This window comes from Streptomyces sp. NPDC006259, from assembly GCF_042870975.1.
GTDB lineage: Bacteria > Actinomycetota > Actinomycetes > Streptomycetales > Streptomycetaceae > Streptomyces.
Genome location: NZ_JBIAHY010000004.1, coordinates 384271 through 405877, shown reverse-complemented (window position 1 = coordinate 405877; position 21607 = coordinate 384271). Strand labels below are relative to the sequence as shown.

Genomic DNA, 21607 nt, shown 5'->3' with positions numbered 1-21607 from the left:
GGGCCACTCGGTCGATACGCAACGGTGACCGCACGGCCGGGTGGAGTACACCGACGCTTCTGACACTGTTCTGTCATGGGACAGCAAGCGACGCCGCTTCGGTCGGCCAGGCTGGAGAGGGTCATCGGTCCGGAGCCGCGGGCGGTGAACGGGGTGGTGCTGCTGCTCCCCGGCGGCGAGGAGGTCTCCGACCGCAGACCCTCCCTGCTGTGGCGAAGCGCCGCCGTCCGTGGTCTCGGGCGCGTACTCGCGCGCGCCGGGCGGCCGGAGGGCCTGGCGGTGCATGCCGTGCGGTACCGCTACCGCGGCTGGAACGGCGGCGAGGCCCACCCGGCCGCCGACGCCTCCTGGGCCGCCGACGAGATCGTACGGCGCTACGGGGACGTTCCCGTGTGTCTGGTCGGCGTCGACATGGGCGGGCGGGCTGCACTGCGCGCGGGCGGCCACGACGCCGTCAACTCCGTTCTGGCGGTCGCCCCCTGGCTGCCGGAGGAGGAGGCGGCGGTGCCGCCCGAACCGGTGAAGCAGCTGGTGGGGCGGCGGGTGCTGCTCGTGCACGGCACCAATGACGAACGGACCGATCCGGAGCTGTCGTTCCGGCTGGCGGCGCGGGCCAAGAAGGCCAACCGGGACGTGTGCCGGTTCGAAGTGCACTCCGACGGGCACGGGTTGCACCAGCATCGGGCCGAAGTGCTGTGCCTGTGCGAGGACTTCGTGATGGGGGCGCTGTTCGGCAAGGTGTTCTCGCGGCCGGTCGAGGACGCGTTCGCCGCTCCGCCGCCCCTGGGGTTGCGGATGCCGTTGGCTTCGGGGTTCGGGCGGTCGTTGCGGCGGTAGGCGGCCGGGCCGGGGGAGCGCCCGGAGGCGCGCGGCCGCGCGGCGGTCCCGCTCCTCACGGCAGCAGATTGCCCCTCTTCGACAGCAGGAACTTCTTGAAGGCCGCCACCGGGGGTGTGTCCGGGTGGCCGTCCAGCCAGGCGACGCCGATCTCGCGGGCCGCCCGCGGCGCCGTCACCGTCAGTTCGACCACGCCCGGACGGGGGACGGCGGGGGGCGGGAGCAGGGCCACGCCGAGGCCCGCGGCGACCAGACCGCGCAGCGTTTCCGCCTCCTCGCCCTCGAAGGCGATCCGCGGCCGGAAGCCGGCCTCCTGGCAGAGGTCGTCGGTGATGCGCCGCAGGCCGTAGCCGGGTTCCAGGGTCACGAAGGTCTCCTCGGCGGCCTCGGCGAGGCGGACGCGCCGACGGGCGGCGAGCCGGTGGTCGGCGGGGACCACCAGGCGCAGTTTCTGTTCGTCGAGGCGGCGGCCGACGAGGTCGGGGGCGTCCGGGACGGGAGAGGTCAGGCACAGGTCGAGTTCGCCCGTGCGCAGCCGCTCCAGCATGGCTTCGCCGTAGTTCTGGACGAGGCTGAAGCGGACGCGGGGGTGGTCGGCGCGGAAGGCGTGGATCAGGCCGGGGACGGTCTCGGCGCCCATGGTGTGCAGGAAGCCGAAGGCGACCTTGCCGGTGGCCGCGTCGGCGTCGGCGCGCACCTCGTCGGCGGCGCGCTCGACCTCGGCGAGGGCGCGTTCGACGGAGGTGAGGAAGGTGCGGCCGGCGGGGGTGAGGGAGACGGTGCGGCCGCGGCGGGCGAAGAGGTCGACGCCCAGGTCCTGTTCGAGGCGGACCATGGCCCGCGACAGGGTCGACTGCGGGACCTGCATCTCCTGGGCGGCCCGCGTGACGTGCTCGGTGCGGGCGACGCCGGCGAAGTACGCGAGCCGCGGTGCGAGCAGTGTGACGATGTCTTCTGTGTCACCGGACGGTGACAGCTTCCCCTGTGACCTGTGCTGATGCGCCATGGGAACGATTATGGCGATTCCATGCATTGGACGGATGAGCGGGGCGGTCCCTAGGTTCGAGGCATGTCTCCCGCAAGTACCGGGGCGTCCACCACCGTGGGCGCCGTCCCGACCGCTCCCGTCGCCGCCTCCCCCTCCTCCTCCGACTCCCTGATGGCTCCGGGCGGTCCCGGTTACCGCCGGATGAGCTTCGCGCTCTTCCTGGCGGGGGTGGCGACCTTCGCCCTGCTGTACTCCACGCAGGCGCTGCTGCCGCTGATCTCCGGCGAGTTCGGCGTCGCGGCGAGCGACGCGAGCTGGACGGTGGCGGCGGCGACCGGTGGGCTGGCCCTGTTCGTGCTGCCGATGAGCGCCCTGTCGGAGCGTTACGGCCGCCGTGCGGTGATGACCGGCTCGCTGGCGGTCGCGGTGGGCGTGGGGGTGCTGGTCCCCTTCGCGCCGTCGCTGGGCTCCCTGGTGGTGCTGCGGGGTCTACAGGGCGCGGCGCTGGCCGGTCTGCCGGCGTCCGCCACGGCCTATCTCGCGGAGGAGGTCCGGCCGCGGGCGCTGGTCACGGCGATCGGCCTGTTCGTGGCGGGCAACAGCGTCGGCGGGATGAGCGGCCGGGTCATCACCGGCTGGGTCGCGCAGGAGTGGGGCTGGCGGGTCGCGGTCGGTGTGATCGGCGCGGTGGCGGTGGCCTGCGCGGTCGCGTTCCGTCTGCTGCTGCCGGCGCCGCGGCACTTCACGCCCGGTTCCCTGCGTCCGCGGGTGCTGGCCCGTACGGTCCGCGATCACCTGGCCGACCCGCTGCTGTGCCGCCTGTACGCGATCGGCGCGCTGTTCATGACCGTCTTCGGCGGCGTGTACACGGTGATCGGCTACCGGCTGACCGAGGCGCCGTTCTCGCTGCCGCAGGGCATCGTCGGCTCGATCTTCCTGGTCTACCTGGTGGGCACGGTGTCCGCGTCGACCGCGGGCCGGCTGGTGGGCCGCCTGGGCCGGCGCGGGGCCCTGTATCTGGCGGGCGGCACCACGGCCACGGGTCTGCTGGTCTCCCTCGCCGACTCGCTCCCCCTGGTCCTGCTGGGCCTGGTGCTGATCACGGCGGGCTTCTTCGCGGGGCACGCGGTGGCGTCCTCGGCGGTCAGCAGGACGGCGACGACCGGCCGCGCGCAGGCCTCGGCGCTCTACCAGTCCGCGTACTACATCGGCGCCAGCGCGGGCAGCACGGTGGGCGCGACGGCGTTCCACGCGGGCGGCTGGGCCGCGACGGTCGGTGTGGGCGTCCTGGCGGTGCTCGGCGTCGTGACGATCACGGTGTTCGGGACGCGGGCGGCGCGCCGGCGGCCGCTGGTCGCCGCGCACTGAGGTCCCACCTCCCCGACCGCCCCTCCGGGGCGCCTCACCACTCCTGTCGGGGGCACCTCACCGCCCTTTTCCCACCTGCGGTTTCACCGACTCGGGGGGCCATTGTCAGTGGGCTGCGGTAGCTTCCGAAGTACTGGGGCGCACAGACGCGTGACAGAACGGCCACAGGGGTGGGTGGACGACGATGAGCGACAGTACGGCGACGAGGGAAGACCTCGACGCCAGGCTGGAGAAGCACCGGGTCGAGCTGACGGGGTACTGCTACCGCATGCTCGGATCCTCCTTCGAGGCGGAGGACGCGGTGCAGGACACCCTGGTGCGCGCCTGGCGGAGCTACGACCGGTTCGAGGGCCGTTCCAGCCTGCGGTCCTGGCTCTACCGCATCGCGACCAACGTCTGCCTGGACATGCTGAACGCGGGCAACAAGCGCGCCCGTCCGATGGACCTCTCCGAGTCCACCCCGCTCGCCAGGGCGGCGCTCTCCCCCCGCCCTGACAACACCTGGCTGGAGCCCATGCCCGACGCGCGCGTGCTGCCCACGGTGGAGGACCCGGCGGAGGCGGCCGTCGCCAAGGAGTCGGTGCGGCTGGCGTTCATGGCCGCGCTCCAGCAACTGCCGCCCAAGCAGCGGGCCGTGCTGATCCTGCGCGAAGTGCTGGCATGGCGGGCGAGCGAGGTCGCCGAGCTGCTGGAGACCTCGGTCGCCTCGGTGAACAGCGCTCTCCAGCGGGCTCGCGCGACCCTGGCGGAGCGCGCCGACTCCGGCGCGGACGCGGCCGTCTCCGATCCGCTGGACGAGGAGCAGCAGAAGCTCCTGGAGCGCTATGTGGCGGCCTTCGAGGGGTACGACATGTCGGCGCTGACGGCGCTCCTGCACGAGGACGCCGTCATGACGATGCCGCCGTTCGACCTGTGGCTCACCGGCCACGACGACATCGCGGGCTTCATGACCACGTTCGGCTCGGCCTGCGAGGGTTCGCGTCTGTTGCCGGTCCAGGTCAACGGTCTGCCGGGTTTCGCGCAGTACAAGCCGGACCCGGAGAACGGCGGTCACATGCCCTGGGCGGTGCAGGTGCTGGAGATCTCAGACGGCCGCCTCACCGGATTCCACTTCTTCCTCGACACCGAGCGATGGTTCCCGCTGTTCGGGGTTCCCCTCCACCTCGAAGCGGAGCCCGACCAGGTCGAGCAGGGCCAGTAGCGCCGGGTCGGGGGCGCGCAGGCGTATGTGTCCGCCGCCCCGGCCGGCGGTCAGCCGGAGCCGGGCCAGCAGATCGACGGCCGTCAGCCCCGGTGTCCCGAGCCGCGCCGCATCGCAGACGACCACCGCGCCCCCGGCGCCCTCCAGCAGTCTTCGCAGGTCGTCGCAGAGTCCCCCCACCCGGTCGCGGGTGAGGGGGCCGGTCAGGGTGAGTACGGGGGGTGTCGTCGCGTCCACGAGGGGTAGACCGGCGGGGTTCGCGTAACTCATCGTCGCCGCGTCGGTGAGTCACGCGCCCATTTGCCTAAAGCCTTTAGGCAAATGCACACTGGCGTCTGCTGCCTGGCGAGAGGACACGGAGGACTGTCATGGTGCGCGCAGGCCTGACCCCCGAGCGGCTGACCCGGGCGGGCGCGGACATGGCCGACGAGGTCGGCTTCGACCAGGTGACCGTCTCGGCGCTGGCCCGCCGGTTCGACGTCAAGGTCGCGAGCCTGTACTCGCACGTGAGGAACTCGCACGACCTGAAGACGCGGATCGCGCTGCTCGCCCTGGAGGAGCTGGCCGACCGGGGCTCCGCCGCGCTGGCCGGCCGCTCCGGCAAGGACGCCCTCACCGCCCTCGCCGACGTCTACCGCGACTACGCCCACGAGCACCCCGGCCGCTACGCCGCGGCCCAGTTCCGGCTCACCCCGGAAGCGGCCGCGGCCAGCGCGGGGGCACGGCACTCCCAGATGACCCGGGCCATCCTGCGGGGCTACGACCTCGCCGAACCGGACCAGACCCACGCCGTACGCCTGCTCGGCAGCGTCTTCCACGGATACGTCAGCCTCGAACAGGCCGGCGGCTTCAGCCACAGCGCCCCCACCTCCCAGGAGTCCTGGTCCCGCGTCCTGGACGCCCTCGACGCGCTCCTGCGGAGCTGGCCCCTGGCGGAAGCGGCCGTCGGAGCGGGCACGGCCCAGGGCACGACCGCCGTCACGAACCGTCGAAACGCAGGGTGAAGCGATGTCTGCCGAGATCCACTGGACCACCACCCCCCTCACCGCCGACCTCCTGCGCGGGGCCCTGGAGACCGAGCGCACCGAGCACGGTCTGCTGCCGCACCGACTGCCCGCCTGGGCCCGCGCCCAGTGCGCCGACGCACAGCTGGCCATGGCCGAGTCCCAGCCGTCCGGCGTCCGGCTGGCCTTCCGTACCCGTGCCACCGCCGTCGAACTGGACACCCTCCCCACCAAGCGGCAGTACGTGGGCGCCCCCACCCGGCCGGACGGGCTCTACGACCTGGTCGTCGACGGACGCCTCGCCGGGCAGGGCACCGTCGCGGCAGGGCACGTCCTGACCATCGACATGACGGCGGGAACCTCCGAGCGACGGCCCGGCCGGCCCGGCACCCTCCGGTTCACCGGTCTCCCCGAGGGTGTGAAGGACGTCGAGATCTGGTTGCCGCACAACGAGACCACCGAGCTGGTCGCGCTGCGCACCGACGCGCCCGTGGAGCCCGCGGGCGCTCCGGGGCGTCGGGTCTGGGTGCACCACGGCAGCTCCATCAGCCATGGGTCGGACACGGCCGGCCCGACCGGGATCTGGCCCGCGGTCGCCGCCGGGATCGGCGGGGTGGAGCTGGTCAATCTGGGGCTGGGCGGCAGCGCCCTGCTCGATCCGTTCGTCGCGCGGGTGCTGCGGGACACCCCGGCCGACCTGATCAGCGTCAAGATCGGGATCAACCTCGTCAATATGGATCTGATGCGGCTGCGGGCCTTCGGACCCGCGGTGCACGGGTTCCTCGACACCGTGCGGGAGGGCCACCCCGCCACGCCGCTGCTCGTCGTGTCACCCATCCTGTGCCCCATGCACGAGGACACCCCCGGACCCAGCGCGCCGGATCTGCGGGGCCTGGAGGAGGGGGTGTTGCGGTTCGTGCCGATGGGGGACGCGGCCGAGGTGGCCGGCGGGAAGCTGACCCTGCGGGTGATCCGCGAGGAGCTGGCGCGGATCGTCGCTCAGCGGGCCGCCGACGACCCGCACCTGCACTACCTCGACGGGCGGAAACTGTACGGCGAGGCTGATGGGGACAGGCTGCCGCTGCCCGATCAGCTGCATCCGGACGCGGCGACCCATCGGCTGATGGGGGAGCGGTTCGCGGCGGTCGCCTTCGGCGAGGACGGCGGGCTGGGCTGAGGGACGGGGCGGCCCGGTCTTCTCCCGGCCCCGCCGCCCCATCCCTTCCCGTCCATGGGGCTGCCGCCCCCGACTCCCGCCTCGGCCTGAACGGCCACATGCCCGCACTCCCCCACGGGGGACCCGGGACGGACGGCTACGCGATGCGCTCCCGCACCACCGGCGCCGCCTCGTACTCCGTGCCCGGGGCCGCGATGTCGTAGGAGCCCGCCACCGATTCCAGGGCGTAGGAGAAGCGCTCGGGGGTGTCGGTGTGCAGGGTGAGAAGGGGCTGGCCCTCGGTGACCGTGGAGCCGGGCTTGGCGTGGAGTTCGATGCCGGCGCCCGCCTGGACCGGGTCCTCCTTGCGGGCGCGGCCCGCGCCCAGGCGCCAGGCGGCGACTCCGATGCCGTAGGCGTCCAGGCGGGTGAGGACGCCGGTGGCCGGGGCCTTGACGACGTGCTGTTCGCGCGCGGTGGGGAGGGGGGCGTCGGGGTCGCCGCCCTGCGCGGTGATCATGCGGCGCCAGGCGTCCATCGCGGAGCCGTCGGCGAGGGCCTTCGCCGGGTCGGCGTCCTTCACACCGGCCGCGTCCAGCATCTCGCGGGCCAGGGCGAGGGTGAGTTCGACGACGTCGGCCGGGCCGCCGCCCGCGAGCACCTCGACCGACTCGCGGACCTCCAGGGCGTTGCCCGCGGTGAGACCGAGAGGGGTGGACATGTCGGTGAGGAGGGCGACCGTCCGGACGCCGTGGTCGGTGCCGAGGCCCACCATCGTGGAGGCCAGTTCGCGCGCGTCCTCGATGGTCTTCATGAAGGCGCCGGTGCCGACCTTCACGTCCAGGACCAGCGAGCCCGTGCCCTCGGCGATCTTCTTCGACATGATCGAGGACGCGATCAGGGGGATCGCCTCGACCGTGCCGGTGACGTCGCGCAGGGCGTAGAGCTTCTTGTCGGCGGGGGCCAGGCCGTCGCCCGCCGCACAGATCACGGCGCCGGTGGTGTCGAGGACGTGCAGCATCTCCTCGTTGGAGAGGAGGGCGCGCCAGCCGGGGATCGACTCCAGCTTGTCCAGGGTGCCGCCGGTGTGGCCGAGGCCGCGGCCCGAGAGCTGCGGGACCGCCGCGCCGCAGGCGGCCACCAGGGGGGCCAGCGGGAGGGTGATCTTGTCGCCGACACCGCCCGTGGAGTGCTTGTCGGCGGTCGGGCGGGACAGGGACGAGAAGTCCATCCGCTCGCCGGAGGCGATCATCGCGGCCGTCCAGCGGGCGATCTCGCGGCGGTTCATGCCGTTGAGCAGGATCGCCATGGCGAGCGAGGACATCTGCTCGTCGGCGACCTCACCACGGGTGTACGCGTCGATGACCCAGTCGATCTGTTCGTCACTGAGTTCACCGCGGTCCCGCTTGGTGCGGATGACGGAGATGGCGTCCATGGCCATGGCTTTCCTTCCGAGGTCCAGAAACTTCCGAGGTGCGGAAGACGGTGCGCGAAGATGTGCGGCCCCTCCGCCCGGTTCACGCGGGTCGGAGGGGCCGCACGGGAGTCACTTGGTGAGGTGGTCCGGGCCGAAGGCCTGCGGGAGCATCTCCGCCAGCGGCAGGATCCCGGCCGGCGTCTCCAGCAGCAGCTCCGGGCCGCCGAACTCGTACAGCAGCTGGCGGCAGCGGCCGCACGGGACGAGGATCTCGCCCCGGCCGTCCACGCAGGTGAAGTGCGTGAGCCGACCGCCGCCGGTGCGCTGGAGCTCCGAGACGAGACCGCACTCGGCGCACAGGCCGATGCCGTAGGAGGCGTTCTCCACGTTGCAGCCGGAGACGGTACGACCGTCGTCGACCAGGGCCGCCACGCCGACCGGGTAGCCCGAGTACGGGGCGTACGCGTGGCGCATGGCCTCGCGGGCCAGGTCGCGCAGGGCGTCCCAGTCGACGGTGGCGGCGGCCGGGGTCACTTGCCCTGCCCCTTGCGGTAGGGCAGCCCGTCGGCCTTCGGCATGCGCAGGCGTTGCGCGGAGAGCGACAGCACCAGCAGGGTCACGAGGTACGGGGCCGCGGAGACGACCTGGCGCGGGACCTCGTCCACGCTGGTGTACCAGAGGAACATCGCGGCCGAGATCACCAGGGTGACGACGGCGGGGACGTACTTCTTCCGCCAGGCCAGGTAGGCCGCTCCGAACACCAGCAGGATCGCGAGGAGCAGGATGAGGGCGTGCACGTTGGTGGTGCCGCCGCGCAGGTTGAGGCTGTCGGTGTAGCCGAACAGGCCCGCGCCGAGGGCGAGGCCGCCCGGCATCCAGTTGCCGAAGATCATCGCCGCGAGGCCGATGTAGCCGCGGCCCGCGGTCTGGCCGTCGAGGTACACGTTCGAGGCGACGATCGACAGGAAGGCGCCGCCGAGGCCGGCGAAACCGCCCGAGATGATCACGGCGATGTACTTGTACTTGTAGACGTTGACGCCGAGGGACTCCGCGGCCACCGGGTTCTCGCCGCAGGAGCGCAGGCGCAGGCCGAAGGCGGTCCGCCAGAGCACCCACCACGTGGCGGGGACGAGGGCGACCGCGACGACGGTCAGCGGGGACAGGTTGGTGACCAGACCGCCGACCAGGCCCGCGATGTCGGAGACCAGGAACCAGTGCTTGTCGTTCAGGGTCTCCAGCCAGCCGGACAGACCTGGGATGTCGAAGGTGCCCAGCGACTCGATCGGCGGGGACTGCTTGGAGGAGCCCTGCGGGACGCCCTCGAAGGTGAACTTCGACAGGTACCGGGTGGTGCCCAGGGCCAGGATGTTCAGTGCCACACCGGAGACGATGTGGTTGACGTTGAACGTCACGGTGGCGACGGCGTGCAGGACGGCGCCGAGCGCGCCGCCGATGATGCCGAAGGCGACACCGGTCCACGGACCCCACTGGTAGCCGGCCCAGGCGCCGAACCAGGTGCCGAGGATCATCATGCCCTCGAGGCCGATGTTGACGACGCCCGCCCGCTCGGCCCACAGACCGCCGAGGCCGGCGAGACCGATCGGCACGGCCAGGCGCAGCGCGGTGGACATCTGGCCGGTCGAGGTGATGCCGTCGGCGCCGGAGATCAGGCGGACGACCGAGGTGAGGACCAGCACGCCCGCGATGATCAGCAGGAGTACCGGGAGAGACATGCGGCGGCCGCCCTTGCCGGGCTGCTTCGCCTGCGGCTTGGCGATGGTCGCGGTGGACATCAGGCCGCCACCTCCTTCTTGGCGTTGTTGTTGGCGGCCGCGGCCAGCTCGGCGCCGACCAGCTTCTGCTGGCGGCGCAGACCCCACTGGCGTACGGCCTCGTAGGAGATGACGACCGCGAAGACGATCAGGCCCTGCATGATCGTGGCGATCTCCTTCTCGTACGCCACCGGGGAGGCGTAGTCGAGGGCGGGGGACGTCTTGTCGAGGAAGGCCCACAGGAGGGCCGCCAGCGCGATGCCGCCGGGGTTGTTGCGGCCGAGCAGGGCGATGCCGATGGCGGTGAAGCCGAGGCCGGCCGGGAAGCTGAGGCTGTAGGTGTGGGCGTCGCCGAGCAGCAGCGGCAGGCCGGAGATGCCGGCGACGGCGCCGGAGATCAGCATCGCGGTGAGGACCATGCGCTTGGCGTTGACACCGGAGGCCGCGGCGGCGGTCTCCGACTCGCCGGTGGCGCGCAGGTCGAAGCCGAAGCGGGTGCGGTTGAGGACGGTCCAGTAGCCGATGCCGAGCGCGACGGCGAGGAAGACCAGGCCGTAGATCTCGCCGACGTCCTGGCCGAGGTCGATGCCGGGCACCCAGCCGGAGTCCTTCATGACGCCGGTGGTGACGTTGTCGCCGACCAGGACGCCGAAGTTCTCGCGGAGGGTGAGGTAGCCGATGAGGCTGGTCGCGATCGCGTTCAGCATGATCGTCGCGACGACCTCGCTGACGCCCCGGGTGACCTTGAGGACGCCCGCGATGCCCGCCCACATGGCGCCGGTGAACGCGCCGACCAGCAGCAGCAGCGGCACCTGGAGGAAGGACGGCAGCGCCACGTGCGCGCCGACCACCGCGGTCATCATGGCGCCCAGGCGGTACTGGCCGTCGACGCCGATGTTGAACAGGTTCATGCGGAAGCCGAGGGCGACCGCGAGCGCGGCGATGTAGTACAGCGAGGCCTGGTTGACGATCAGGACCTGGACGTCGGAGAACCCGGCCTGCTCCAGCATCAGCCGGTAGGGCTCGAACGGGTTCTTGCCGGAGGCGATCAGCACGATCGACGTCAGCAGGATCGCCGAGACCAGCGCGATGACCGGGCCGGCCACCGCGAGGAGCAGGCGCTCCTTGTCGAACTTCTTCATCGGGCCTCGTCCTCCGGGGCGGCTTCTTCTTCGACGTGCTCGAGGTGCCCGGACGCGGCGCCGGTCATGGCCGAACCGAGTTCCTCGGGGGTGACGGTCGCCGGATCGGCGTCGGCGACGAGCCTGCCGTCGTAGATCACCCGGAGGGTGTCCGACAGGCCGATCAGCTCGTCCAGGTCGGCGGAGATCAGCAGCACGGCCAGGCCCTCGCGGCGGGCCTCGCGGATGCGGTCCCAGATCTGGGCCTGTGCGCCGACGTCCACACCGCGGGTGGGGTGGGCGGCGATCAGGAACTTGGGGTGGTGGCTCATCTCGCGGCCGACGATCAGCTTCTGCTGGTTGCCGCCGGAGAGGGAGGCGGCGGTGACGTCGATGCCGGGGGTGCGGACGTCGTACTCCTCGACGATCCTGCGGGTGTCGGCCTGCGCGCCCTTGGGGTTGAGCCAGAAGCCCTTGGCGTTGGGGGCCTCGGTGACATGGCCGAGGATGCGGTTCTCCCAGAGGGGGGCCTCCAGGAGCAGGCCCTGGCGGTGGCGGTCCTCGGGGATGTAGCCCACTCCGGACTCGCGGCGCCTGCGGGTCGGCCACGCGGTGATGTCCTCGCCGAGGAAGGCGATGGCGCCGGAGTCGGCGTTCTTGGTGCCGATCAGGGCGTCGATGAGTTCCGTCTGGCCGTTGCCCTCGACGCCGGCGATGCCCATGACCTCACCGGCGTGGATGGTGAAGGTGACGTCGTCGAGGACCTTCTTCACCTCGCCGGCCGCCTCCACCATGGAGCCGGGGCCCACGGGCTCGGACTCGACGCCGAGGGAGGCGCCGCCGCTGGCGTAGACGGTGAGGTTCTCGACCCGGATGACGGGCCTGTCGGTGACCGTGGACTCGGCGGTCTCCGGGGTGGGCAGTTCGCTGCCGACCATCATCTCGGCGAGCTGGCGGGGGGTGGTCTCGGACGGGACCGCGGTCCCGACCGTCGTCCCGCGCCGGATGACGGTGATGTCGTCGGCGACGGACAGCACCTCGCCGAGCTTGTGGGAGATGAAGATGACCGAGAGGCCCTCGGACTTCAGCTCGCGCAGGTTGGCGAAGAGCGCGTCGACCTCCTGCGGCACCAGGACGGCGGTGGGCTCGTCGAGGATGAGGGTGCGGGCGCCGCGGTAGAGGACCTTGAGGATCTCCACGCGCTGGCGGTCGGCGACGCCGAGGTCCTCGACCAGGGCGTCGGGGCGTACGCCGAGGCCGTAGCGGTCGGAGATCTCCCCGATCCTGCGGCGGGCGCCGGCACCGATGCCGTGCAGCTTCTCGCTGCCCAGGACCACGTTCTCCAGGACGGTCAGGTTGTCCGCGAGCATGAAGTGCTGGTGGACCATGCCGATCCCGCGCGCGATGGCGTCGGCGGGGCTGGAGAAGCCCACCTGCTCGCCGTCGACCGCGATGGTGCCCTCGTCCGGCTTCTGCATGCCGTAGAGGATCTTCATCAGGGTCGACTTGCCGGCGCCGTTCTCGCCGACGAGGGCGTGCACGGTGCCCTTGCGGACGCTCAGGTGGATGTCGTGGTTGGCGACGACACCGGGGAATCGCTTGGTGATGCCCGCGAGCTCTACCGCGACTGTCGACGGGGCGGTGAGCGGAGGGCTGCTGGACGCGTCGATGGCGCACTCTCCTCGGGAAAGGGGTCACTCTACGCGCGTAGCGCCCCTGCTTTAAATAGTGCCCGGATCTGATCGATCTTGATCGACCGCTCGATCGAGTCTCGATCCGTTCCGAGCATTCTGCCGCGCGAACGGGGCGCGGGGAGTCATCGTCCCCGCACCCCGTTCCGCGGCCGTAACGCTGTCATTACAGCGCTTCCTTGGCCATGCCTTCGACAGTTCTCACCAGGTCTCGACAGGCCTACGACACGTCGTCGCGGTCGATCAGGAGGTCTTCACCTTGATGGTGCCGTTCTTGATGCCTTCCTCGGCCTTCTTGACGGCGTCCTGGATCGCCTTGTCGGCCGCGAAGGTCGGGTTGGAGTTCGCCAGGCTCACGCCGCCGTTGGCGAGGTCGCCACGGACCACACCGGTGGCGGGCTTACCGTCCTCGACCGACTTGGCCAGCGTGTAGACCGCGCCCTCGACGTTCTTCATGGCCGAGGTGAGGATCGAGGCCTTGTACGCCTTCAGCGCGTCCTGCTTGTACTGGTCCGAGTCGACGCCGATCGCCCACACCTTGTTGGCGTTGGCGGCCTTGATGACGCCCTGGCCGGAGAGGCCGGCGGCGGCGTAGACCACGTCGGCACCGGCGTCGATCTGGCCCTCGGCGGCGCTCTCGCCCTTGTCGGGGCTGGAGAAGCCGCCCTCGGCCGCGGTCTCGGTCAGGTACTGCGACCGGACCGTGACGCCCTTCTTGGTGTCCTGGACGCCCTGCTTGTAGCCGGCCTCGAACTTGTGGATCAGGGGGACGTCCACACCGCCGACGAAGCCGACCACGTTGGACTTGGTCGCCTTGGCGGCGGCGACGCCCGCCAGGTAGGAGGCCTGCTCCTCGGAGAAGACCAGGTCCGCGACGTTGTCGGCCTTGGTCTGCTCGTCGTCCACGATGCCGAAGGTGGTCTTCGGGTACTTGGCCGCGGCCTCCTTGACGGCCGGCGCGTAGGCGAAGCCGACGCCGATCACCGGGTTGTAACCCTGCTTGGCGAGGTTCTCCAGGCGCTGCACCTTGTCGGCGTCGGACTCGCCGTCCTGCGGCTCGACAGCGGTCGACTTGTAGCCGAACTCCTTGTCGGCCTTCTCCATGCCCGCGGTGGCGGCGTCGTTGAAGGACTGGTCGCCCTTGCCGCCGACGTCGTACGCGAGGGCGAGGCCGAGGTTCTTGTCGTCACTGGAGGAGGACGACGTGGACGAGCTTCCGCAAGCGGAAACGGTGACAGCGAAGGCTGCGGTAGCAACACCAGCAACCGCGATACGGGACACCCGGCGCATGGAACGTGACTCCTTTGTGCAAGCGCCCATACCAGGCGCTGGTTCCGCCGCAGCGTAACGCGCGTAGACCGGACGGAAAAACCCTTCTGTCCGGTCCGTTATCGAGCTGTGGCCACAGTTTGCGCTCCAGCGTACGGACCTTCGACCGCCGCTTGCGGGAGGCCAGGGCCGCTGGTCTGCGAGGACGCCCTTAATGGGCGTAGGCGGGGAGCGGAAACGATCTGGTGGACGGGAGGGGCCGGCGGTGACCGGTGTCCCGCCCCCGCCGCCCTTTCCCGACCCGACCCGGGGCTCCGCCCCGGACCCCGCGCCGGGAACTCCGCGGGAGGCGGTAGCCCCAGGGGCCGGTCCTCAGCCCTCTCGGGGGATCCGGGGAGGAGGGCGTTCAGCCGCGAGGGCGTCCGGGGCGCGGCTTCCCCGTTCGGGACGGCAGGGGCGCCAGGTCGGGGCGCCGGGGGCGGGGCCGAGGCACGCCGACGGCCCTGCTCGCGCACCCCAGGGTGAGGAGCGGGCGGGCAGGGCCGGTGCCGGGCTCGGCGGGCGGGTCCGCGGTCAGGAGACGCGCCGACGGCCGGGGGGCGGGGCCAGGGCGGGTCATGGGCCGGCCGGTGGGCCGGCCGGTGGGCCGATGGGCCGATGGGCCGATGGGCCGGCCGGTCGAGGCGGTCGGTGGGCCGGCCGGTCGGGGCGGTCGGTGGGCCGGCCGGTCGGGGCGTCCGGGCCGGAACGCCCCGCCGGGGGCGCCCGGTCGACGGCGGGGCGGACCGCCGAGGGCGTCCGGGCCAGGTCGGCCAGCCGAACCATCCGGTCGACGCCAGGTCGGTCGACCCACATCGCGCGGCCCAGACCGGGTGGGCCCGCCGAGGGGTCTTTGTCAGCGCCGGACAGCCCGCCGGACCGCCGCCTGGAACGCCGGGGGGCCCGTCGGCTGTCGGCTGTCGGCTGTCGGCTGTCGGCTGTCGGCTGTCGGCTGTCGGCTGTCGGCTGTCGGCTGTCGGCTGTCGGCTGTCGGGGCACCCTCGGCGAGAGGTCCCCGGGCCGCTCGCCGAGGGTGCCCCGGTCCGGGGGCGTCAGGACAGTCCGCCGGACCGCCCCGTGCAAGGCGCGCCCGGTCGGCCAAGGACGCGCGGGTACGGGGAAAGGGACGAGCCCCGCACCTCGGAAGGTTGCGGGGCTCGTCGCCGACTGGGGCGAACCGTCAGGTTCGGACGCGGCCGGGTCTTCCTCGACGAGGAGGTCGCGGGTGCGGTTCGGGGCCGGGCCGGCCGGTCGGACAACCGACCGGAGCGACCGGCCGAACCGCCCGGTCGGCCGGGGCGCGTGTGGCGGGGACGGGGCTGTGGGTGGGTTACTTCGTGTTGACGGTGACCTTGCCGTCGATGATGTCCTGCTTGGCCTTGTTCACGGCGTCGACGACGTCCGTCATGGCCTTGTACTTCGGGTTGGTGTCGGCGAAGCCGACGCCGTCGTTGGAGAGGCTGCCGCGGACCACGCCGGAAAGGGGCTTGCCCTCGTGGACGGACTTGGCCAGGTCGTAGACCGCGCCGCCGACGTTCTTCAGGGCCGAGCCGAGGATGTAGTCCTTGTACGCGGACAGCGAGGTCTGGGAGTACTGGTCCGAGTCGACGCCGATGGCCCACACCTTCTTGCCGGCGGCCTCGGAGATCACGCCCTGGCCGGAGAGACCCGCCGCGTGGTAGATGACGTCCGCGCCGGCCTCGATCTGGCCGCTCGCCCCCGCCTTGCCCTTGTCGGGGCTGGAGAAGCCGCCCTCCTGGGGCGTCTCGGTCAGGTACTGCGACTCGATCTTGATGGCCGGGTTGACCGACTTGGCGCCCTGGACGTAGCCGGCCTCGAACTTGTGGATGAGGGGGATGTCCACGCCGCCGATGAAGCCGATGTGCGCCTTCTTGGAGGCCTTCGCGGCGGCGACGCCGGCCAGGTAGGAGGCCTGCTCCTCGTGGAAGACCAGGTCGGCGACGTTCTTCGCCACCACCGTCTCGTCGTCGATGATGCCGAACGTGACCTTCGGGAACTTCTGGGCGACCTGCTTGACGGCCGGCGCGTAGATGTAGCCGACGCCGATCACCGGGTTGTAGCCCGACTGGGCGAGCTGGGTCAGGCGCTGGACCTTGTCCGCGTCCGACTCGCCGTCCTGCGGCTCGACGTCCCGGCCGCCGATACCGAACTCCTTCTCGGCCTTCTGGAAGCCGGCGTACGCGGCGTCGTTGAAGGACTGGTCGCCCTTGCCGCCGATGTCGTACGCCAGGCCGATGCCCTTGCCGGAGTACGTGCCGGACTCCTCGTCCGTGGTCTTGGAGCCGGTGCTCGACTCGCCGCAGCCGGCGGCCGCGAGCGAGACGACCGCGACGGCCGCCGCCGCCCGGATGAACCTGGTCCTTCGAGATATGAGACGCACAGCAAGCACCCTTCATCCCCACGGCGCCGTCACCGGCCCGCAATCCCCAAATGTGACGCCTTCGGCGCGGCTCCCCAACAGGCCGTTCCGACGGGCGATTTCGGCGCACAGTAACGCGCGTAGAAGGGGAGGGGAACGGGGTTCCTCGTGGCCGTTATCGATTCGTGCCGCCCCCGGGTCGCCACCGGGTCCCAGGGGTTACGCCCCGGTGACACAACCGGACGAAGGGGCGCCTTTCGGGCGCCCCTTCGTCCGAGCCGTCACCGGCGTCCCGCGCTCACGCCGTCCGGGTCGCCGCGTCCAGCAGTGCGGCCGCGGTGAACAACTCCACCCCTACGGTGATGGCGTGCTCGTCGGCGTCGAAGTCGCCCTGGTGCAGGTCGCGGACCGTGCGCTCGCCCGGCGTGCGGACGCCGAGGCGGGCCATGGCTCCGGGCACGCGCTCCAGGTACCAGGAGAAGTCCTCCCCGCCGAGACTCTGCTGGGTGCTCTCCACCGCCTCCTCGCCGCGCCGGGCGACCATGGCGTCCCGGAGCAGGTCGGTGACCTCGCCGTCGTTGACGACCGGGGGGACGCCGCGGACGTAGTTGATCTCCGACTTGGCGCGGTGCAGGTTGGCGACCTCGTCGATCGCGGCGACGACGAGGTCCGGCGCCTGCCGCCAGGCGTCGATGTCCAGGCAGCGCACGGTGCCGGACAGCTCGGCGTGCTGCGGGATGACGTTCGGGGCGTGGCCGCAGTCGATCCGGCCCCAGGTGACGGCGAGGCCGGCCCGGGTGTCGACGCGGCGATCGACCAGCGCGGGCACGTCGACGACGACGCGGGCGGCGGCGGTGACGAGGTCGGTGGTCAGGTGCGGGCGGGCGGTGTGGCCGCCGGGCCCGTCCAGGGAGATCTCCAGGCGGTCGCAGGCGGAGGTGATGGCCCCCGCGCGCAGACCGATGAGACCGGCGTCCACGCGCGGGTCGCAGTGGACGGCGATGATCCGGCCGACGCCCTCCAGGGCGCCGTCCTCGATGGCGTCGGCGGCGCCGCCGGGCAGCACCTCCTCGGCGGGCTGGAAGATCAGTCGCACCGGGCGCGGAAGCCGGCCCTCACGGTGCAGGCCGGCGAGGACGAGGCCGGCTCCCAGGACGACGGCGGTGTGCACGTCGTGGCCGCAGGCGTGGGCCCGGTCCGGCACGGTGGAGCGGTAGGCGCAGTCGGCCTTGGTGTCCGGGATGGGCAGCGCGTCGATGTCGGCGCGCATCGCGAGGACCGGCGTGCCGTCGGCCCAGTCGCCGATGTCACAGATGAGCCCGGTGCCGGCGCTGAGTACACGGGGCTTGAGGCCCGCCTTCTCCAGGCGCTCCTTGATCGCCGCCGTCGTACGGAACTCCTGGTTGCCCAGCTCGGGGTGCATGTGCATGTCGCGGCGGAAGGCGACCAGCTCGGCGCGCAGTGCCTCCGGCAAAGCGCCGGGGAGCACGGCTTCCCCTGAAGGATCGGCCTCGGACTCTCGGGACATCAGTTGCTTCACCCTTTGAAGGGTAGGACGCCGGGGTGGTCGGCTGACCCACGATCAACAAAACTTCAACCTGTCAGGGGAAGAAAAGTTGGCCGCGCGGCGCATGGCTGGCGTTCGGGCTGGGTAAACTCGGCCGGTTTCGAGTCGAGTGGATCATGGCTTTCCGGCCCATCCCTCTATCTTCCTCCTCCACGGTTACCACGGCCTGCCCGATGCACGCCCGGCTGTCCACGGAGCGGACCACCCGGTGGGCCGGGCCCCGGGGACGCCACCCCGGTCCGGGTATCGGTGGGACGGTGCCCGGCGCACGCCGGGCGGTCGGCCCCCGGCAGGTCGGCCCCCGGCAGGTCAGGCCGGAGCGATGTCGGCCAGGCGGTCGACTCCGCGGGCCGTCCCGGTGACCCCGGAGAGGAAGCCCTGGGCTCGCGGGGAGGCGCTCCGGGTGAGCCAGGCCGGGTCGATGTCGCAGACCGCGACGCGGACGTCCGTACCGGCGAGGGCCAGGGGGAGGGTGTGGACGACCGTGGAGGGAAAGCTGAGGACGGTTCCGCCGATGGGGCCCCGGCGGGCGATGAGTTCGAGGGGGAGGTCCGGGCGGACGACCTCCAGGCCGGTCTCCACGGCGAGGCGGTGGAGTTTCTCGGCGCTCTCCCGGCGGTGGGCGAAGTAGCGGGTGGCGCCGTGGGCCCCGGCGAGAACGCCGACGGCGTGCAGATAGCGCTCGCCGTCGACGACGCCGGTCTCCACGAGGGACGTACCGACCATGTCGGCGCCCTTCGTCACGCGGGGCGGGCCGAAGCGCTCGCGGGTCCAGGCGAAGGTGTGGGAGGTGACGAGGACGCCGTCCGGCGCGTCCTGTATCGGCATGGCGGAGAACACCTCCACGCGCCGGTCCGGGCCGGGGGTGAGACGGCGGCGGGCGGCGCCGGACACCGGGGCGAACAGCAGGTCGCGGGGGCCGGGGCGGCCGCCCTTGCGGTGCCAGCGCACCAGGCGTTCGCCGCGGGCGAGCTGGCCGACGAACTCCATGGTGGCCGTGCCGTCGTCGACGACGACCAGGTCGTCGGCGCGGGTGATGGTCAGCAGCAGCTGGACGTACCGGGAGAAGGGGTCCCCCATGACGATCCGGTCGGCCCGGCGCAGTTCACGGTTGAGGCCGCCGATGGTGCGGAAGGGTGCCCCGGCTCCGCCGCGGGCCTCCTCCCAGCGGACCTCGTGGCCGTCCTGGCGGGCCAGTTCGGCCATGCGGCGCAGCTGGCCGCGGGTCATGGGGTCGGTCGGGGACAGGACGACGAGGGTGAACCCCGCGCCGGGCTCCTCCCGGGGACGGGCTCCCCTGGAGTGGGCCCACTCCAGGACGTTCAGGAGCTGCACCGGGCTCTCGACGAAGGCGAGGGTGCGGGGGGTGGTGCCGGGGTTCCCGGCGCGAGGGCTCATCGTCGTACGACCGTCCCGTAGGGCGCTGGCGGCGGTGGTCGGAGGGGGTCCGGGGTCAGACGCCGACGGGCTCGCCGGCCGCCGCGGCGATCTCCGCCTCGGCGACGACGCCCGAGACGCGGCGCAGCTTCTTCATCGGGCCCAGCTCGGACTCGTAGACCTTCTTGACGCCGTCGCCGAGGGAGGCCTCGATGGCGCGGATGTCACGGACGAGGCGGGTGAGGCCCTGGGGCTCCACGGAGGCGGCCTGGTCGGAGCCCCACATGGCGCGGTCGAGGGTGATGTGACGCTCGACGAAGGTGGCGCCGAGGGCGACCGCGGCAAGGGTGGTCTGTAGACCCGTCTCGTGGCCGGAGTAGCCGATCGGGACGTTGGGGTACTGGGCCTGGAGGGTGTTGATCACGCGGAGGTTCAGCTCCTCGGCCTTCGCCGGGTACGTGGACGTGGCGTGGCAGAGCAGGATGTTGTCGCTGCCCAGGACCTCGACGGCGTGCCGGATCTGCCTCGGGGTGGACATGCCGGTGGAGAGGATGACCGTGCGGCCCGTCGAGCGCAGGGCGCGCAGCAGCTCGTCGTCGGTGAGGGAGGCGGAGGCCACCTTGTGGGCGGGTACGTCGAACTTCTCCAGGAAGGCGACGGCCTCGGTGTCCCACGGGGAGGCGAACCAGGCGATGCCCTTCTCCCGGCAGTGGGCGTCGATCCGGCGGTACTCGTCCTCGCCGAACTCCACGCGGTGCCGGTAGTCGATGTACGTCATCCGGCCCCAGGGGGTGTCGCGCTCGATGTCCCACTGGTCGCGCGGGGTGCAGATCTCCGGGGTGCGCTTCTGGAACTTCACGGCGTCGCAGCCGGCCTCGGCGGCGGCGTCGATGAGCTTGAGGGCGTTCTCCAGCTCACCGTTGTGGTTGATGCCGATCTCGCCGCAGACGTAGACGGGCTGCCCCGGGCCGGCCGTACGCGAACCGAACCGGCGGAGGCGGGAGTTGGTGCTCATGAAGGGGGTTCCTTACTTACTTGGGGAGGGGGTCGGGGGAGTCGAGTGAGGGTCCGAGGATCCAGCCGGCGATCTCCCGGATCGCGCCGTCGCCGCCGGGGAGGGTGGTGACCGCGCGGGCGGCGCCGCGTACGACGTCGTGGGCGCTCGCGACCGCCACCGGCCAGCCCACGAGGGCGAAGCACGGGAGGTCGTTGACGTCGTTGCCGACGTAGAGCACGCGCTCCGGCGCGATGCCCTGCTCCCCGCACCACTGCTTCAGGGCGAGGTCCTTGCGGTCGATGCCGTGCAGGACCGGGAGCCTGAGCTTGCGGGCGCGGGCGGCGACCACCGGGTTCTGTTCCGTGGACAGGATCAGCAGCTTCAGTCCGCTCCTGCGCAGGGCGGCGATGCCGAGGCCGTCGCCGCGGTGCACGGAGACGAACTCCCGTCCGTCGGAGTCGATCAGCACCCGGTCGTCGGTCTGGGTGCCGTCGAAGTCCAGGACGACCGCGTCGATGTCGGTGGCGGCCGGGAGGGAGCGCACGGGGTCGCCCCCGCTCGGGCGGAGCCGGGAGTGGGCGTCGGCCGCGTCGAAGAGGGGCGCGAGGGCGCGGGCGCGGGCCAGGTCGTGCGGGTCGTCGATCTCCAGCACGCGGGCGGGGTCGGTGCGCACGAGGTCGGTGCGGCCGAAGAAGCGGTGGCCGTGCTCGCGGAAGCCGGCCGCGTCCATGGCGTAGGCGGCGCCGGTCTCCAGGAGGTCCTGCGGGCGGTCCTGGCGGCGTGGGCGGTACGCCTTGTCGTGGTTGACGCCGAAGCCGCCGCCCGTGCTGTCGGCGCTGCCCGTAGTACCCGTCGTACCCGTGCTACCCGTAGTACCCGTCCTGGCCGTGCCCGCGGTGCTCCCGGTGATCCCGGTGCTCCCGGTGCTCCCGGTGCTCCCGGTGCTCCCGGTGGAGCCGTCGCGCCAGACGAAGCCGTGGAAGGGGGCGACGGTGACGGCGGTGTCGGCGCCGTTCTCGACGACCGCGGCGGCGACGCCGTCGATGTCCTCGCGGACGAGGAAAGGACTGGTGCACTGCACCAGCAGCACCGCATCGACGGGCACGCCGTGCAGGGCCTCGTGGGTGTCCATGGCGTGCCGGACGGCGGCCTCCGAGGTGGCGGTGTCGCCGGCGATGGCGGCCGGGCGCAGCACCACCTCGGCGCCGGCCTCGCGGGCGGCCACGGCGATGGCCCGGTCGTCGGTGGACACCACGACGTCGGTGACCAGCCGGCTGGCCCGGCACTCCCGCACGGCCCGCGCCACCAGGGGCACACCGCCGACCGGTGCGAGGTTCTTCGCGGGGACGCCCTTGGAGCCGCCGCGCGCGGGGATCACGGCGAGGACGCGACGGACGCCCGCCTGCGAGTGGGACATGGGTGG

At 72.1% G+C, this 21607-nt stretch carries 18 protein-coding genes; 5 read left to right on the top strand and 13 right to left on the bottom strand.

The features are described 5' to 3' along the window. Positions 1-75: 75 nt before the first annotated feature. The gene (locus ACFYO5_RS18445) at positions 76-837 is read left to right on the top strand and encodes an alpha/beta hydrolase family protein (protein ID WP_388709751.1); all 762 of its coding nucleotides are present in this window, start codon (positions 76-78) and stop codon (positions 835-837) included. 55 nt (positions 838-892) lie between these two features. On the opposite strand, the gene ACFYO5_RS18440 is transcribed toward ACFYO5_RS18445, so the two are convergent. Next, positions 893-1843: a LysR substrate-binding domain-containing protein gene (locus tag ACFYO5_RS18440; RefSeq protein WP_356560170.1), complete on the bottom strand. Its 951-nt coding sequence runs from the start codon at positions 1841-1843 to the stop codon at positions 893-895. Between the two features lie 63 nt (positions 1844-1906). On the opposite strand from ACFYO5_RS18440, the gene ACFYO5_RS18435 reads away from it, so the two are divergent. Next, on the top strand, positions 1907-3193 hold the full coding sequence (locus ACFYO5_RS18435) for an MFS transporter (protein ID WP_388709749.1): 1287 nt from the start codon (positions 1907-1909) through the stop codon (positions 3191-3193). Between the two features lie 184 nt (positions 3194-3377). Further along, positions 3378-4394 carry a sigma-70 family RNA polymerase sigma factor gene (locus ACFYO5_RS18430; RefSeq protein ID WP_388709747.1) on the top strand — a complete coding sequence of 339 codons (1017 nt, stop codon included), beginning with the start codon at positions 3378-3380 and terminating at the stop codon, positions 4392-4394. Here the strand turns inward: ACFYO5_RS18430 and ACFYO5_RS18425 are convergent. Then, positions 4278-4664, bottom strand: a complete 387-nt coding sequence (locus tag ACFYO5_RS18425; protein WP_388709745.1) for an STAS domain-containing protein — start codon at positions 4662-4664, stop codon at positions 4278-4280. The two genes, ACFYO5_RS18430 and ACFYO5_RS18425, sit on opposite strands and share 117 nt — an antisense overlap. Positions 4665-4762: 98 nt before the next feature. Between ACFYO5_RS18425 and ACFYO5_RS18420 the strand changes: the two genes are divergently transcribed. Together ACFYO5_RS18420 and ACFYO5_RS18415 are read left to right on the top strand one after the other, a co-directional pair. Then, positions 4763-5398 (top strand): TetR/AcrR family transcriptional regulator, encoded by a 636-nt coding sequence (locus ACFYO5_RS18420; protein WP_388709743.1) that lies wholly within the window; start codon positions 4763-4765, stop codon positions 5396-5398. A gap of 4 nt (positions 5399-5402) precedes the next feature. Next, complete coding sequence (locus ACFYO5_RS18415; protein ID WP_388709741.1) at positions 5403-6575, top strand: GDSL-type esterase/lipase family protein; 1173 nt, start codon at positions 5403-5405, stop codon at positions 6573-6575. A gap of 136 nt (positions 6576-6711) precedes the next feature. On the opposite strand, the gene ACFYO5_RS18410 is transcribed toward ACFYO5_RS18415, so the two are convergent. The 11 genes from ACFYO5_RS18410 to ACFYO5_RS18360 all read right to left on the bottom strand — a co-directional run bounded on the left by ACFYO5_RS18410 (position 6712) and on the right by ACFYO5_RS18360 (position 21601). Further along, complete coding sequence (locus ACFYO5_RS18410; protein WP_388709739.1) at positions 6712-7989, bottom strand: thymidine phosphorylase; 1278 nt, start codon at positions 7987-7989, stop codon at positions 6712-6714. Between the two features lie 111 nt (positions 7990-8100). Then, positions 8101-8505 carry a cytidine deaminase gene (locus ACFYO5_RS18405; RefSeq protein WP_356560177.1) on the bottom strand — a complete coding sequence of 135 codons (405 nt, stop codon included), beginning with the start codon at positions 8503-8505 and terminating at the stop codon, positions 8101-8103. Continuing rightward, positions 8502-9764, bottom strand: coding sequence for an ABC transporter permease (locus tag ACFYO5_RS18400; RefSeq protein WP_388709737.1), 1263 nt, complete (start codon positions 9762-9764; stop codon positions 8502-8504). Before ACFYO5_RS18400 ends, ACFYO5_RS18405 begins: the two co-directional genes overlap by 4 nt. Further along, entirely contained in the window at positions 9764-10885 is a 1122-nt protein-coding gene (locus ACFYO5_RS18395; protein ID WP_388709735.1) for an ABC transporter permease, read from the bottom strand. The genes ACFYO5_RS18400 and ACFYO5_RS18395 overlap by 1 nt, the downstream gene beginning before the upstream one ends. Then, positions 10882-12534, bottom strand: coding sequence for an ABC transporter ATP-binding protein (locus ACFYO5_RS18390; RefSeq protein ID WP_388710413.1), 1653 nt, complete (start codon positions 12532-12534; stop codon positions 10882-10884). The genes ACFYO5_RS18395 and ACFYO5_RS18390 overlap by 4 nt, the downstream gene beginning before the upstream one ends. Positions 12535-12798: 264 nt before the next feature. Then, positions 12799-13845, bottom strand: a complete 1047-nt coding sequence (locus ACFYO5_RS18385; protein ID WP_356560180.1) for a BMP family ABC transporter substrate-binding protein — start codon at positions 13843-13845, stop codon at positions 12799-12801. A 1348-nt stretch (positions 13846-15193) separates the two neighbouring features. Continuing rightward, positions 15194-16255: a BMP family protein gene (locus ACFYO5_RS18380; protein ID WP_388710411.1), complete on the bottom strand. Its 1062-nt coding sequence runs from the start codon at positions 16253-16255 to the stop codon at positions 15194-15196. A gap of 286 nt (positions 16256-16541) precedes the next feature. Then, the gene (locus ACFYO5_RS18375; RefSeq protein ID WP_356560467.1) at positions 16542-17771 is read right to left on the bottom strand and encodes an amidohydrolase; all 1230 of its coding nucleotides are present in this window, start codon (positions 17769-17771) and stop codon (positions 16542-16544) included. A gap of 348 nt (positions 17772-18119) precedes the next feature. Next, positions 18120-19208, bottom strand: coding sequence for a hypothetical protein (locus tag ACFYO5_RS18370; protein ID WP_388709733.1), 1089 nt, complete (start codon positions 19206-19208; stop codon positions 18120-18122). A 55-nt stretch (positions 19209-19263) separates the two neighbouring features. Next, on the bottom strand, positions 19264-20202 hold the full coding sequence (locus tag ACFYO5_RS18365; protein WP_388709731.1) for an N-acetylneuraminate synthase family protein: 939 nt from the start codon (positions 20200-20202) through the stop codon (positions 19264-19266). Between the two features lie 16 nt (positions 20203-20218). Beyond that, the gene (locus ACFYO5_RS18360; RefSeq protein ID WP_388709729.1) at positions 20219-21601 is read right to left on the bottom strand and encodes a cytidylyltransferase domain-containing protein; all 1383 of its coding nucleotides are present in this window, start codon (positions 21599-21601) and stop codon (positions 20219-20221) included. Between the last annotated feature and the right edge of the window lie 6 nt (positions 21602-21607).

Excerpts from the sequence above, each read along its gene's own strand:
- ACFYO5_RS18440 (WP_356560170.1), bottom strand. The coding sequence starts at position 1,843 with ATGGCGCATCAGCACAGGTCACAGGGGAAGCTGTCACCGTCCGGTGAC.
- ACFYO5_RS18395 (WP_388709735.1), bottom strand. The coding sequence starts at position 10,885 with ATGAAGAAGTTCGACAAGGAGCGCCTGCTCCTCGCGGTGGCCGGCCCG.
- ACFYO5_RS18425 (WP_388709745.1), bottom strand. The coding sequence starts at position 4,664 with ATGAGTTACGCGAACCCCGCCGGTCTACCCCTCGTGGACGCGACGACA.
- ACFYO5_RS18410 (WP_388709739.1), bottom strand. The coding sequence starts at position 7,989 with ATGGACGCCATCTCCGTCATCCGCACCAAGCGGGACCGCGGTGAACTC.
- ACFYO5_RS18385 (WP_356560180.1), bottom strand. The coding sequence starts at position 13,845 with ATGCGCCGGGTGTCCCGTATCGCGGTTGCTGGTGTTGCTACCGCAGCC.
- ACFYO5_RS18420 (WP_388709743.1), top strand. The coding sequence starts at position 4,763 with ATGGTGCGCGCAGGCCTGACCCCCGAGCGGCTGACCCGGGCGGGCGCG.
- ACFYO5_RS18375 (WP_356560467.1), bottom strand. The coding sequence starts at position 17,771 with ATGTCCCGAGAGTCCGAGGCCGATCCTTCAGGGGAAGCCGTGCTCCCC.
- ACFYO5_RS18445 (WP_388709751.1), top strand. The coding sequence starts at position 76 with ATGGGACAGCAAGCGACGCCGCTTCGGTCGGCCAGGCTGGAGAGGGTC.
- ACFYO5_RS18370 (WP_388709733.1), bottom strand. The coding sequence starts at position 19,208 with ATGAGCCCTCGCGCCGGGAACCCCGGCACCACCCCCCGCACCCTCGCC.
- ACFYO5_RS18430 (WP_388709747.1), top strand. The coding sequence starts at position 3,378 with ATGAGCGACAGTACGGCGACGAGGGAAGACCTCGACGCCAGGCTGGAG.
- ACFYO5_RS18360 (WP_388709729.1), bottom strand. The coding sequence starts at position 21,601 with ATGTCCCACTCGCAGGCGGGCGTCCGTCGCGTCCTCGCCGTGATCCCC.
- ACFYO5_RS18435 (WP_388709749.1), top strand. The coding sequence starts at position 1,907 with ATGTCTCCCGCAAGTACCGGGGCGTCCACCACCGTGGGCGCCGTCCCG.
- ACFYO5_RS18415 (WP_388709741.1), top strand. The coding sequence starts at position 5,403 with ATGTCTGCCGAGATCCACTGGACCACCACCCCCCTCACCGCCGACCTC.
- ACFYO5_RS18400 (WP_388709737.1), bottom strand. The coding sequence starts at position 9,764 with ATGTCCACCGCGACCATCGCCAAGCCGCAGGCGAAGCAGCCCGGCAAG.
- ACFYO5_RS18365 (WP_388709731.1), bottom strand. The coding sequence starts at position 20,202 with ATGAGCACCAACTCCCGCCTCCGCCGGTTCGGTTCGCGTACGGCCGGC.